Annotated in this window: 25 protein-coding genes; all 25 read right to left on the minus strand. The window is 50.1% G+C overall.

What is annotated here, in order from left to right; translation table 11 throughout:
* Nucleotides 1-19: 19 nt before the first annotated feature.
* The 25 genes from ykgO to rpsJ all read right to left on the minus strand — a co-directional run bounded on the left by ykgO (nt 20) and on the right by rpsJ (nt 12,370).
* A complete protein-coding gene (gene ykgO / locus L215_RS0106280; protein ID WP_004331524.1) occupies nt 20-136 on the minus strand; it encodes a type B 50S ribosomal protein L36 in 117 nt (38 codons plus the stop codon).
* 35 nt (nt 137-171) lie between these two features.
* Nucleotides 172-390, minus strand: coding sequence for a translation initiation factor IF-1 (gene infA, locus L215_RS0106285; RefSeq protein ID WP_004331513.1), 219 nt, complete (start codon nt 388-390; stop codon nt 172-174).
* Between the two features lies 1 nt (nt 391).
* Nucleotides 392-1,183 (minus strand): type I methionyl aminopeptidase, encoded by a 792-nt coding sequence (gene map, locus L215_RS0106290; RefSeq protein ID WP_025882885.1) that lies wholly within the window; start codon nt 1,181-1,183, stop codon nt 392-394.
* 44 nt (nt 1,184-1,227) lie between these two features.
* Nucleotides 1,228-2,574, minus strand: coding sequence for a preprotein translocase subunit SecY (gene secY, locus L215_RS0106295; protein WP_025882886.1), 1,347 nt, complete (start codon nt 2,572-2,574; stop codon nt 1,228-1,230).
* 11 nt (nt 2,575-2,585) lie between these two features.
* A complete protein-coding gene (rplO, locus tag L215_RS0106300; protein ID WP_025882887.1) occupies nt 2,586-3,050 on the minus strand; it encodes a 50S ribosomal protein L15 in 465 nt (154 codons plus the stop codon).
* A gap of 23 nt (nt 3,051-3,073) precedes the next feature.
* Entirely contained in the window at nt 3,074-3,250 is a 177-nt protein-coding gene (gene rpmD / locus L215_RS0106305) for a 50S ribosomal protein L30 (protein WP_007365557.1), read from the minus strand.
* Between the two features lie 24 nt (nt 3,251-3,274).
* Nucleotides 3,275-3,793, minus strand: a complete 519-nt coding sequence (gene rpsE, locus L215_RS0106310; protein WP_025882888.1) for a 30S ribosomal protein S5 — start codon at nt 3,791-3,793, stop codon at nt 3,275-3,277.
* A gap of 15 nt (nt 3,794-3,808) precedes the next feature.
* Nucleotides 3,809-4,153: a 50S ribosomal protein L18 gene (gene rplR / locus L215_RS0106315; protein WP_004331528.1), complete on the minus strand. Its 345-nt coding sequence runs from the start codon at nt 4,151-4,153 to the stop codon at nt 3,809-3,811.
* Nucleotides 4,154-4,183: 30 nt separating this feature from the next.
* Entirely contained in the window at nt 4,184-4,735 is a 552-nt protein-coding gene (rplF, locus tag L215_RS0106320; protein WP_025882889.1) for a 50S ribosomal protein L6, read from the minus strand.
* A gap of 21 nt (nt 4,736-4,756) precedes the next feature.
* The gene (gene rpsH, locus L215_RS0106325) at nt 4,757-5,152 is read right to left on the minus strand and encodes a 30S ribosomal protein S8 (protein WP_025882890.1); all 396 of its coding nucleotides are present in this window, start codon (nt 5,150-5,152) and stop codon (nt 4,757-4,759) included.
* 483 nt (nt 5,153-5,635) lie between these two features.
* Entirely contained in the window at nt 5,636-5,914 is a 279-nt protein-coding gene (gene rpsN / locus L215_RS0106330; protein ID WP_025882891.1) for a 30S ribosomal protein S14, read from the minus strand.
* A 15-nt stretch (nt 5,915-5,929) separates the two neighbouring features.
* On the minus strand, nt 5,930-6,484 hold the full coding sequence (gene rplE, locus L215_RS0106335; protein ID WP_027451518.1) for a 50S ribosomal protein L5: 555 nt from the start codon (nt 6,482-6,484) through the stop codon (nt 5,930-5,932).
* A 2-nt stretch (nt 6,485-6,486) separates the two neighbouring features.
* Nucleotides 6,487-6,807 (minus strand): 50S ribosomal protein L24, encoded by a 321-nt coding sequence (rplX, locus tag L215_RS0106340; protein WP_025882894.1) that lies wholly within the window; start codon nt 6,805-6,807, stop codon nt 6,487-6,489.
* An 18-nt stretch (nt 6,808-6,825) separates the two neighbouring features.
* The gene (gene rplN, locus L215_RS0106345; RefSeq protein ID WP_007365575.1) at nt 6,826-7,191 is read right to left on the minus strand and encodes a 50S ribosomal protein L14; all 366 of its coding nucleotides are present in this window, start codon (nt 7,189-7,191) and stop codon (nt 6,826-6,828) included.
* Nucleotides 7,192-7,194: 3 nt separating this feature from the next.
* The gene (gene rpsQ / locus L215_RS0106350) at nt 7,195-7,449 is read right to left on the minus strand and encodes a 30S ribosomal protein S17 (protein ID WP_025882895.1); all 255 of its coding nucleotides are present in this window, start codon (nt 7,447-7,449) and stop codon (nt 7,195-7,197) included.
* A gap of 25 nt (nt 7,450-7,474) precedes the next feature.
* On the minus strand, nt 7,475-7,669 hold the full coding sequence (rpmC, locus tag L215_RS0106355) for a 50S ribosomal protein L29 (RefSeq protein ID WP_007365594.1): 195 nt from the start codon (nt 7,667-7,669) through the stop codon (nt 7,475-7,477).
* Nucleotides 7,670-7,690: 21 nt separating this feature from the next.
* The gene (gene rplP, locus L215_RS0106360) at nt 7,691-8,125 is read right to left on the minus strand and encodes a 50S ribosomal protein L16 (RefSeq protein ID WP_025882897.1); all 435 of its coding nucleotides are present in this window, start codon (nt 8,123-8,125) and stop codon (nt 7,691-7,693) included.
* A 15-nt stretch (nt 8,126-8,140) separates the two neighbouring features.
* Complete coding sequence (gene rpsC / locus L215_RS0106365) at nt 8,141-8,890, minus strand: 30S ribosomal protein S3 (RefSeq protein WP_025882898.1); 750 nt, start codon at nt 8,888-8,890, stop codon at nt 8,141-8,143.
* A gap of 5 nt (nt 8,891-8,895) precedes the next feature.
* Nucleotides 8,896-9,309: a 50S ribosomal protein L22 gene (gene rplV, locus L215_RS0106370; protein ID WP_025882899.1), complete on the minus strand. Its 414-nt coding sequence runs from the start codon at nt 9,307-9,309 to the stop codon at nt 8,896-8,898.
* Between the two features lie 43 nt (nt 9,310-9,352).
* Nucleotides 9,353-9,616, minus strand: a complete 264-nt coding sequence (gene rpsS, locus L215_RS0106375; RefSeq protein WP_004331550.1) for a 30S ribosomal protein S19 — start codon at nt 9,614-9,616, stop codon at nt 9,353-9,355.
* A gap of 31 nt (nt 9,617-9,647) precedes the next feature.
* Nucleotides 9,648-10,478 (minus strand): 50S ribosomal protein L2, encoded by an 831-nt coding sequence (gene rplB / locus L215_RS0106380; RefSeq protein WP_025882901.1) that lies wholly within the window; start codon nt 10,476-10,478, stop codon nt 9,648-9,650.
* Between the two features lie 3 nt (nt 10,479-10,481).
* Nucleotides 10,482-10,775, minus strand: coding sequence for a 50S ribosomal protein L23 (gene rplW, locus L215_RS0106385; protein WP_025882902.1), 294 nt, complete (start codon nt 10,773-10,775; stop codon nt 10,482-10,484).
* A 27-nt stretch (nt 10,776-10,802) separates the two neighbouring features.
* Nucleotides 10,803-11,426, minus strand: coding sequence for a 50S ribosomal protein L4 (rplD, locus tag L215_RS0106390; protein WP_025882903.1), 624 nt, complete (start codon nt 11,424-11,426; stop codon nt 10,803-10,805).
* On the minus strand, nt 11,426-12,043 hold the full coding sequence (rplC, locus tag L215_RS0106395) for a 50S ribosomal protein L3 (protein ID WP_025882905.1): 618 nt from the start codon (nt 12,041-12,043) through the stop codon (nt 11,426-11,428). The genes rplD and rplC overlap by 1 nt, the downstream gene beginning before the upstream one ends.
* A 21-nt stretch (nt 12,044-12,064) precedes the next feature.
* Nucleotides 12,065-12,370, minus strand: a complete 306-nt coding sequence (gene rpsJ / locus L215_RS0106400) for a 30S ribosomal protein S10 (protein WP_004331517.1) — start codon at nt 12,368-12,370, stop codon at nt 12,065-12,067.
* Nucleotides 12,371-12,381: the final 11 nt, after the last annotated feature.

Raw genomic sequence — 12,381 nt, forward strand, 5'->3', positions numbered from 1 at the left:
CGGAGCTTCATCCCTAAGCTCATCCTTGACGCTGCTTGAACTTAGGATTCTTCTTATTGATGATGTACAGACGACCTTTGCGTCTGACGATCTTACAGTCTTCTGATCGCTTTTTGATTGATGCTCTGACTTTCATAGTATGCTCTTATTCTGATTGTCGCTATGACTTGATTACTTGTATCTATAGGAGATGCGACCACGTGTGAGGTCGTACGGAGACATCTCTACCTTGACTTTGTCTCCTGGCAGGATACGGATGAAGTGCATACGCATCTTGCCCGATATGTGTGCCGTGATGATATGTCCGTTCTGGAGCTGTACCTTGAACATAGCATTGCTCAGTGCCTCTAGGACGACTCCATCCTGCTCAATAGCTGTTTGCTTGGCCATATTAAAACTCTCGTGTGCCTAATACTTCTTTGATATACTCGTATGTAGAGAGGATCTGGGGTGCTTGACCATCTGGCATAATGGCGAGGCAGTGCTCAAAGTGCGCTGCAGGCTTGCCGTCATGCGTGCGGACGGTCCATCCATCGGACTCAAAGACGACCTTGCGACGTCCCATCGTCACCATGGGCTCGATACAGATACACATACCTGCGCGTAGCTTGGGACCAACTCCTGGGAATCCGTAGTTGGGGACGTTGGGATCTTCGTGCATTGCATGCCCGATACCATGACCCACCAACTCACGGACGATGCCATACCCCTGCGCTTCACAGTGGCGCTGGACGGCGGCCCCGATGTGCCCCACGTTGTGACCCTCGACAGCTTGCTTGATACCTAGGTAGAGGGAGTCACGAGTGACCGTCAGCAGACGCTCTACCTCGGGATCGATCTCCCCTACTGCAAAGGTGTAAGCACTATCGCCCGTAAAGCCGTTGATATGCGTGCCACAATCTACGGAGATGATGTCTCCCTCGTGCAGTATCTCTCGATCCGAAGGGATACCATGTACCACGTGATCATTGATCGAGGTACAGATACTGGCCGGGAAGCCTCCATAACCTAAGAACGCAGGAGTAGCTCCGTGATCACATATAAAGGTATAGGCGATCGTATCTAGATGCTTGGTGGTAACCCCAGGAGCAATGTGCTTTGCCACCTCCCCCAAGGTCTCTCCAACGAGTCTGTTGGCCACACGCATCAGCTCTATCTCCTCTGATGTCTTTAGGTAAATCATCTATTTGAATATAGTCAAATGAAACAACGCTACTGTAAGGAGTATCAATACGCTGATACGGACCCGGTACGTCCCTTGATACGTCCACTCTTCAGTAGACCATCGTAGTGACGCATCAGTAGGTGACTCTCGACTTGCTGTAGTGTATCTAGGACCACACCTACGAGGATCAGCAGTGATGTACCTCCGAAGAACTGTGCAAATGCCGAACTAATACCCAGTATCTGAGCAAAGGCTGGCATGATAGCAACTATCGCGAGGAAGAGTGCTCCAGGTAGTGTGATACGATCCATGATACCATCGAGGTAGTCACGTGTGCTACGCCCTGGCTTGACGCCTGGGATAAATCCATTATTGCGCTTGAGGTCATCGGCCATCTGCGTGGGGTTGATCGTAATCGCCGTATAGAAGTAGGTGAAAAGGATGATCAACGTAGCAAAGATGAAGTTGTACCAGAAGCTCGTATTGTCTGACAATACCTGGATAAAGCGTGAGGGCGTACCATCGCCTCCTGTGAAGTAGCTAGCAAGTGAGATAGGTATAAACATGATCGCCTGAGCGAAAATGATAGGCATCACGTTGGCAGCATTGACCTTGAGAGGTATATACTGACGTGCGCCACCATACTGCTTATTACCTACGACACGCTTGGCGTACTGCACGGGCACTTTGCGCGTACCCTGTACTAGTAGGATAGCTCCTGCCGTAACGAAGAGTAGGAATACGATCTCAGCGAGGAATGCCACAAGTCCTCCTGAAGCACTGATGAGACGATAGTTAAACTCCGCTATCAGCGCATGAGGCAGACGAGCGATAATACCGATAAGGATGATGAATGAGATACCATTGCCGACACCCTTGTCTGTAATGCGCTCACCTAGCCAAAGGACAAACATACTGCCCGCAGCTAGTATGACGGTAGCAAATACACGATACATGAAGCCCGAAGGTAGCGACGCTCCAGCAGCGCGTAGCTGCATGTCTAGATTCAACAGATAGGCTGGAGCCTGAATCAACAGAATCAGTACCGTCAGGTAGCGTGTCCACTGGTTGATCTTACGTCGCCCACTCTCACCCTCGCGCTGCATCTTCTGCATAGAGGGGATGATGATCGCCGCCAGCTGCATGACGATACTTGCCGAGATGTAAGGCATGATACCTAGAGCAAATATCGAAGCATTGGAGAAGGCTCCTCCCGAAAACATGTTGAGCAGTGCCATCAGACCTTCACTGGTCTGGCTGGCTAGACTGGTCAGTGTATCAGGATTGACCCCTGGCAATACGACGAAGCTACCTAGTCGGTATATAACCACATACAGGATAGTGATGAGAATCCGCTTACGCAGATCCTCAATCTTCCATATATTCTTAATTGTATCTACTAACCGCATATCAGCTTATCTTATTGTAGTATCGATCCTCCCTGAGCCTCGATGAGCTCCTTGGCACGAGCTGAGTAAGCATCTGCCTCGACCTGTATGGGTCGTGTCAGCTCACCCTGTGCTAGGATCTTTACGGATTCATTACGTGAGGCTAGACCAGCTGCGACAAGCTTGTCCTTAGTGATGACAGCTGTCTCTGCTTGATTGGGGAAGAACTCCGTATTCTGTGCCAACTGCTCAAGAGCAGCTAGGTTCACAGGACGATACTCTACCCTATTGATATTATTGAAGCCAAACTTAGGTAGGCGACGCTGTATAGGCATCTGACCACCCTCAAATCCGACTTTATGCTTGTATCCAGAGCGAGACTTGGCTCCCTTGTGTCCACGTGTAGACGTGCCACCACGGCCAGATCCCTGACCACGACCGATACGACGACGAGAGTGAACAGAGCCCTCGGCTGGCTTGAGTGTAGATAAGTCCATTGCTATTATCTGTCTATATTTTATTACTCTACGACCTGAACCAAGTGGTGTACTTTGGCCACCATACCCCTGATCTGAGGGGTATCCTCATGCTCTACAATCTGGTGCATCTTGCGAAGACCTAGACCATCGAGGGTGCGCTTCTGAGACTTGTTGCACCGTATGCGACTACGGACTTGCTCGATTTTGATTTTTGCCATAATACTCTTTACTTGTCTAGGTGATTATCCTTTAAACACGCGCTCTACAGAGACGCCTCTGCTCTGCGCAACCATCAAGGGGCTGCGTAGCTCAGCGAGTGCTGCGATGGTAGCCTTGACGAGGTTGTGAGGGTTCGTCGATCCCTGGCTCTTTGCCAAGACATCGGTAACACCTACACTGTCTAGTACCGCACGCATAGCACCTCCTGCTATGACTCCCGAACCTGCAGAGGCTGGGCGTAGCAAGATGCGAGCACCACCGAAGCGGCCTATCTGCTCGTGAGGTATGGTCCCGTTGTGGATGGGGACACGTATGAGATTCTTCTTAGCAGCCTCTACGCCCTTGGCGATGGCTGCGGGCACTTCGCTGGCACGACCCATACCATAGCCTACGACGCCATCCTCGTTACCGACGACAACAATCGCTGCAAAGGTAAAGGTGCGACCACCCTTCGTGACCTTAGTTACTCGATTGATAGCTACTAGACGATCCTTAAGATCTAGATCATTGGTAGCTGTGACTCTATTTGTTGCTATTGCCATGATGTGCTCTGTGATTTAGAATTTAAGACCTCCTGTACGAGCTGCATCTGCTAGCTCCTTGACACGACCATGATAGAGATATCCATTACGATCGAAAACCACTGTATCAATGCCAGCAGCAAGAGCTACACGAGCTATCTCCTGTCCTACCTGAGCGGCTACCTCCTTCTTAGTACCAGAGGTCTCCATCTTGAGTGAGGAGGCGCTTGCTAGGGTGCGTCCTTCTATATCGTCGATAACCTGTGCGTAAATCTGCTTATTGCTTCTGAACACAGACAGACGTGGTCTCTGGGGTGTACCACTTATCTTGCCACGCACACGTGTCTTGATGTGCTTTCTTCTTTGTGCTTTCTTGTTCATATGACTCTTTACTTAGATAGTGGATACGACTTACTTAGCAGCCGTCTTACCAGACTTGCGGCGTACCTCCTCACCGAGGAAGCGAACACCCTTGCCCTTGTATGGCTCTGGCTTGCGGAATGAACGAATCTTAGCACAGACCTGTCCTAGGAGCTGCTTATCGCAAGACTTTAGGATGATCTTAGGGGTCTGATTGCGCACCATCTCGGTCTCAATCTTGATCTCATTGGGGAGTACCAGATAGATGGCGTGCGTGAAGCCTAGTGAGAGCTCTAGGATCTGCCCCTGATTGGTCGCACGGTAACCGACACCGATTAGTTCGAGCGTCTGGGTGAACTCTTCGTGTACACCCATCACCATGTTGTGGATTAGCTGACGGTAGAGACCGTGCAGGGAGCGCTCCTGGCGCTCATCAGAGTGACGTGCGAGTGTGATCTCACCGTCCTCGATAGAGACCTCGATGCGAGGATCTATATATTGCTTGAGCTCACCCTTGGGGCCCTTTACTGTTACGTAGTGATCCTCCTGAGAGACGGTCACGCCCTGTGGTATAGCTATGGGTAGTTTACCTATTCTAGACATATTACTTTGCTATATGGAGGATTAATATACATAACATAGTACCTCACCACCGATCTTGAGCTCACGAGCCTCTTTGTCAGTCATGACGCCGTGAGATGTAGATAGGATGGCGATACCTAGTCCATTGAGTACGCGAGGCATATCTTTGTAGCCTACATACTTACGTAAGCCTGGGCGTGAGACACGCTTGAGGCTCTTGATTGCGTTGACCTTGTTAGAGAGGTCATACTTGAGGGCGACCTTGATGGTTCCTTTGCATCCCTCCTCCTCAAACATATAGTTGAGGATGTAGCCCTTGTCAAAGAGGATCTTGGTGATATCCTTCTTGATGTTGCTAGCTGGGATTTCTACCACACGGTGACCCGCTTTGATTGCATTGCGCAATCGGGTGAGATAATCTGCTATTGGATCTGTCATTGTGTATTAAGATTAAATTGATCTGGAGGGTTCCTAGCTTGCTCTAAGCTCCTTGCCTAATGTATCATCGACTCCTCTGGATCTCTGATCTTCTTGCGGAAGAGATGATCTCCTGTATGAATAGGAGGAGTCTCGCATACCAAGGCTGGGAGCTGTAAGTGATAGGCTACCCCAGACAATATTTAATTGATTCGCTATCAGTCATCGCCCCACGCTCTCACTCTAGAGAGTGCGAGCATCTCATACACTCCCCCCTGGTGTGGAGGGGATATATGAGAGGACAATTCTGGGCAAAGATACAAATAGTCTAGATACTATGAAAACTTTCGGAGCCTATCGGAAGTATATCACGCCTGCCGTATGGGCGGCACATGACGCTCCAACCCGCTCTCAGTGTAGTGTATCTAAGCCTTGGGACTCTCTATAGACGATTTGTCTACAAGAGATCTCTGTCCTCGGATGTGGGTGTCGACGAGAGATTCTTTACCAGCTGGCTTTCTTCACCCCTGGGATAAGACCAGCAGAAGCCATCTCGCGGAACTGGATACGGCTGATGCCAAACTGTCTGATATAACCCTTGGGACGTCCCGTGATCTTGCAGCGATTGTGCAGACGCACAGGAGAGGAGTTGCGAGGGAGTGTCTGTAGCTTCTGCAGAGACTCATAGTCTCCAGCAGCCTTGAGCTCAGCACGACGCTTCGCATACTTCTGAACTAGCTTCTGGCGCTTGGCCTCACGGGCCTTCATTGATTCTTTTGCCATAAACCTATGTGTATCTTACTTATTAGTAGTACGGAAGGGAAGACCAAAGCGCTTGAGTAGCTCGAAGCCCTCCTCATCGGTAGGAGCTGAGGTTACAAAAGTGATGTTCATCCCTAGTATCTTCGTGATACTGTCGAGGTTGATCTCAGGGAAGATGATCTGCTCTGAGATACCTAGCGTATAGTTACCACGTCCATCCAGCTTAGAGTTGATACCCTTGAAGTCACGGATACGTGGGAGTGCGACACGTACGAGACGCTCGAGGAACTCGTACATACGGTCTCCACGCAGTGTAACCATGACACCGATAGGCATCTGCTTACGTAGCTTGAAGTTGGATATATCCTTGCGAGAGTGTGTCGCTACTGCCTTCTGTCCGGTGATCTGTGTGAGCTCATCGATAGCTACGTCGATGATCTTCTTGTCACCTGTAGCCATGCCCAAGCCTTGATTGATGACGATCTTCTCTAGGCGGGGCACCTGCATGCTACTCTTGTAGGCAAAGTGCTTCATCAGATCGGGAGCGATCTGCTCTGTGTATTGCTTCTTAAGATTTACTGTCAGTGCCATAGTTACTTAATTACTTCTCCTGACTGCTTAGCAAAGCGTACGAGCTTGCCGTTATCATCACGGCGACGTCCTATACGCGTTCCCTTGCCAGACTGAGGATCTAGCACATTCAGGTTAGATATATGTATTGGAGCCTCCATGCTGAGAATAGCTCCCTGGGGGTTCTGTGCATTGGGCTTGGTATGCTTGGATACCATGTTGAGCCCCTCGACGATCGCACGCTGCTTCTTGACGAGAACCTTGAGGACACGTCCTGTCTTGCCCTTGTCGTCACCAGCATTTACCATGACGATGTCGCCTTTCTTAATATGAAACTTGCTCATCTCTATTCTCTATATAAGTTAAAGGACCTCAGGAGCTAGAGACACGACCTTCATATTGACGGCACGTAGCTCACGAGCTACTGGTCCGAAGATACGTGTACCACGTAGCTCGCCATTGGGGGTGAGTAGTACGCAGGCGTTGTCATCAAAGCGGATGTAAGAGCCATCAGTGCGACGTATCTCCTTCTTGGTTCTTACGATGAGAGCCTTAGCGACAGTACCCTTCTTCATATCGCTGGAGGGGATGACGCTCTTGACGGTCACCACGATGATATCTCCGACCGAAGCATAGCGGCGGCGGGTGCCACCGAGTACACGGATACAGAGTACCTCGCGAGCACCACTATTGTCTGCTACATTGAGTCTTGATTCTTGCTGTATCATAGTTTACTTCGCTCTTTCTATAATCTCGGTGAGTCTCCAACGCTTGGTACGGCTCAGAGGACGCGTCTCCATGATGCGGACACGGTCACCGATGTTCGTTTCATTCTTCTCGTCATGTGCATAGTACTTTTTAGTCTTGCTGACGAACTTACCATATATAGGGTGCTTCTCTTTGAAGCGTGAGGCTACGGTGATGGTCTTGTCCATCTTATTGCTGGTGACGATCCCGATGCGCTCTTTTCTGTGTTTTCTTTCCATGTGAATAATAGTCTATTCTGCAGGGTTAGTTATTTGTCTCTCGCTCAGCGAGGACAGTCTTGAGACGAGCGATCGTGCGACGCTGCTCTCTAAAAGCTGCAGGATTCTCAGCTGGAGAGACATAGTGGTCTATCCTCTTCTGCTGGTAGGTAGCCTGCTCAGCCTCTATACGCTCACGGATCTCCTCCGTTGTGAGCTCTTTGATTTCGCTTATCTGCATAGCTGTATAAGGTCTAGCGGATTAAACATTAGGATTAGCAGCGTCGTAGTCTCGACGTACGACAAACTTTGTCGTGATTGGCAGCTTCTGAGCGGCCAGACGTAGAGCCTCCTTGGCGACTTCGTAAGGTACACCCTCTACTTCAAAGAGCATACGACCGGGAGTCACTGGAGCGACAAATCCCTCGGGATTACCTTTACCTTTACCCATTCGCACCTCAGCAGGCTTTGCTGTGATTGGCTTGTCGGGGAAGATGCGGCACCAGACCTGTCCTTGTCTCTGCATGTAACGCGTTACCGCAATACGAGCAGCCTCTATCTGACGGCCGGTGATCCACTTACTCTCTAGGCTCTTGATACCAAAAGAACCAAATGCGAGCTGGTTGCCACGCTGTGCATTGCCCTTCATGCGGCCCTTTTGTTGCCTTCTAAATTTAGTCTTCTTAGGTTGTAACATAGCTGTGGTCTTTGATTAGCGATTAGATCTATTGCGTCCTCCACGACGGAATCCACCACGACGATCACCACGAGAGTCACCACCTCGGCGCCCTGCCTGACGGCGTGGCTGTGAGAGGTCAGGAGCTAGATCGCGGCGCTCGTATACCTCGCCGTTCATGATCCAGACCTTGACACCTATCATACCCACCTTGGTGAGTGCTCCAGCCTGAGCATAGTCGATGTCAGCACGTAGTGTGTGTAGTGGGGTACGTCCCTCCTTGTATAGCTCGGAGCGAGCCATCTCGGCGTTGTTGAGACGACCAGAGAGTTGTATCTTGATACCCTCAGCGCCAGCACGCATAGCGTTTGCGATAGCCATCTTGACGGTACGTCTGTATGACATACGTCCCTCTAGCTTGCGAGCTATATCGTTAGCCACGATGACGGCATCAACCTCAGGCTTGCGCACCTCGTAGATGTTGATCTGTATGTTGTCAGCCTTTGTGACCTTCTTGAGCTCAGCCTTGAGGTTCTCCACGTTTTGACCACCCTTTCCGACGATCATGCCGGGACGAGCGGTGCATATGGTTATGGTGACGACCTTGAGGGCACGCTCTATGATGATGCGGCTCACGAGAGCACCTGACAGTCTAGTGTGTAGGTACTTTCTGATACGGTCATCCTCTACTAGGGTATCGCCATAGTTGCGACCACCATACCAGTTAGAGTCCCAACCACGTATGTAGCCGAGTCTGTTTGCTATTGGATTAATTTTCTGTCCCATGTCAGTTACTTAGCTACGTTGTTAACTATTTGGTCGACCCACACGGTGATGTGATTCGAACGCTTGCGGATTCTGTAGCCACGGCCTTGTGGGGCTGGGCGTAGACGCTTGAGTGTGACACCCTCGTCTACATAAACTTTGGAGACGTAGAGCTCACCCTCATCAGCCTTGCGGCCGTTGAGCTGCTCCCAGTTAGAGACAGCGCTACGTATGAGCTGCTCTACACGCTGAGCTGCTACACGGCGAGAGCTAAATCTCAGTGTAGCCATCGCGCGCTCTACCTCCATGCCTCTTATATTATCGACGACTAGACGCATCTTGCGAGGAGATGTGGGCACATTGCGTAGCTTAGCTACAGCGGGCTGTGTCACCGTCTCCTGAGCGGTCGTCTCTATTGTATCTTGATTATTGGCACTCATGTGTGATAATTACTTTGATTCGATCTATTACAGGGGTGCTTAACTAGCGATTGCCAGAGTGACCACGGAAGGTACGCGTAGGAGCGAACTCTCCGAGCTTGTGACCCACCATATTCTCTGTAATAAATACAGGTATAAAACTCTTGCCATTGTGTACGGCGATCGTATGTCCCACGAAGTCTGGAGAAATCATTGAGGCGCGAGACCAAGTCTTGATGACTGACTTCTTGCCACTTTCATTCATAGCCAAAACTTTCTTTTCGAGCTTAACGCTGATAAATGGCCCTTTCTTAAGTGAACGACTCATGTGTTTAGTTCTTGCTTAAATGATACAATGATTACTTCTTACGCTTGGCTCTCTCGATGATGTACTTAGAGGAGTGCTTCTTAGGAGCTCTCGTCTTAAGACCCTTAGAGTATAGACCCGTACGTGAGCGTGGGTGTCCTCCGGAGGCACGGCCCTCACCACCACCCATTGGGTGATCGACAGGGTTCATAGCCACACCGCGTACTCGTGGTCTGCGACCTAGCCAGCGTGTACGGCCAGCCTTGCCTGATCTCTCGAGTGCGTGGTCAGAGTTACCGACACTACCTATCGTAGCTTTGCATGCTGCGAGGATACGGCGAGTTTCTCCACTAGGCATACGTAGTACGACATAATTATCTTCACGAGCTACCAGCTGTGCGAAGGCACCAGCACTACGTACCAGCTTACCACCCTGACCAGGGCGTAGCTCCACGTTGTGCACGATCATACCGACAGGTACCTTAGCTAGTGGCAGTGCGTTACCTACCTCAGGTGTTGCGTTGTCACCTGACATCACTTGCTGGCCTACAGTCAGTCCGTTAGGAGCGATGATATAGCTCTTAGCTCCATCGGCATAGTATAGGAGTGCGATGCGAGATGATCTGTTTGGATCATACTCGATACTCTTGACTGTAGCGGGGATGCCATCCTTCGTTCTCTTGAAGTCGATGATACGATACTTACGCTTGTGACCACCGCCTACGTTGCGTATGGTCATCTTGCCAGTATTGTTACGACCACCCGATTTACGAGCTCCAACTACAAGAGACTTCTCTGGTGCACTGGCAGTGATGGCGTCAAATGCACCAATAGTTTTGTGTCTTTGCCCCGGCGTTGCGGGCTTTAGTTTACGGATTCCCATTGCTTATATATTGCTAAAGAAATCGATTGTATCCTCACCCTGGAGCGTGATGAAAGCCTTCTTGAAGGCTGGCTTACGACCCGTGATGACACCCGACTTGGTATAGCGGCTTGAGCGCTTACCGTCGTAGCGACAGGTGTTGACACTTTCGACCTTGACGTTGTACATCTTCTCGACAGCATTACGTATCTCAATCTTGTTGGCAGTAGGTGCTACTAGAAAAGCGTACCTCTGCGGATTGCTCTCAGTGATGGCTGTCATCTTCTCTGAGATTATTGGTTTGATTATGATTCCCATATCAATGCTCTACTACTGTGTTTCGACTTAAAACATCTCATTGACATGTGCTAGAGCATCCTCTGTGAAGACTATCTTGCGACAATCCAGCACACAATATGTATTGAGATCTTGAGCACGTATGATGTTGACACCAGGGATGTTGCGAGCACTCAGTGCTACGGCATCCTCGATCTGAGACACTACGTAGAGCGTCTTCTGTCCATCTACGTTCAGAGCTTTTGCCATGCTCACAAAGGTCTTAGTCTTAGGAGCATCGAAGCTCAACTGGTCCAGCACTAGGATTTCGTTGTCCTGAGCTTTGTATGTGAGAGCACTGCGACGTGCTAGCTGACGAAGCTTCTTATTGAGCTTGAAGCTGTAGCTACGTGGACGTGGTCCGAAGACACGTGCACCACCGCGTAGGATGTTTGAGTTGATATCACCACGACGAGCGCCACCCGTACCCTTCTGGCGGAATAGCTTGCGTGTGGAGCCACTCATCTCACTGCGCTCCTTGGTCTTGTGCGTACCCTGGCGCTGGTTAGCTCGGTACTGCTTGACGGTTAGATAGATAGCGTGATCATTGGGCTCTATGCCAAAGACGGAGCTCTCCAAGGCTATCTTACGTCCCGTATCTTCACCTTGTATATTGTAGATTGATAGTTCCATTACTTCTCTATTGCTATGATTGAACCCTTAGCTCCTGGCACACTACCCTTGAGTACGAGTATATTGTGCTCGGGCATTACTTTGATCACCTCGAGGTTTTGTACCGTGACGCGCTTGTTACCCATCTGTCCAGCCATGCGTGTACCCTTGAAGACCTTCGCAGGGTAAGAGCATGCACCGACAGAACCGGGAGCACGTAGACGGTCATCCTGACCGTGTGTCGACTGACCGACACCGCCGAATCCGTGACGCTTGACTACACCTTGGAATCCCTTACCCTTGCTCGTCCCGTGTACGTCCACATAGTGGGTATCGTTGAAGAGCTCTACGGTGATCTCATCACCGAGCTTGTAATCTGATCCAAAGCCCATGAACTCGGCCAAGTGGCGCTTGTTAGTCACTCCGGCTGCCTTGAAGTGTCCCTGCAGTGGGCGTGTCGTATGCTTGTCTTTAGCATCCTGAAAGCCCAGCTGGATCGCTTCATAACCATCACGGTCAGCAGTCTTTACTTGAGTCACTACACAAGGACCTACTTCGATGACAGTGCATGGCACATTGACGCCCTCGGCACTGAATACGGATGTCATTCCGATTTTCTTTCCTAATAATCCTGGCATTTCTGTAGTTGATTACTCTGGTTAATACTTAATTTCGATGTCTACGCCACTGGGCATCTCCAGCTTCATCAGCGCATCAATCGTAGGTGCTGAGGCGTTGTAGATGTCGATCAGACGCTTGTGAGCATTTAGCTCAAACTGCTCACGGCTCTTCTTATTGACGAAGGTGGAGCGGTTCACCGTAAAGATACGCTTATGCGTGGGCAGTGGTATAGGACCACTGACCAGCGCATTAGTATTCTGTACGGCCGTGACGATCTTCTCGGCAGACTTGTCTACGAGCATGTGGTCGTATGACCTCAGCTTGATTCTGATCTTTTGGCTCATTACTATATTGT

It is taken from the genome of Porphyromonas uenonis DSM 23387 = JCM 13868 (assembly GCF_000482365.1).
GTDB classification, from domain to species: Bacteria; Bacteroidota; Bacteroidia; order Bacteroidales; family Porphyromonadaceae; genus Porphyromonas; species Porphyromonas uenonis.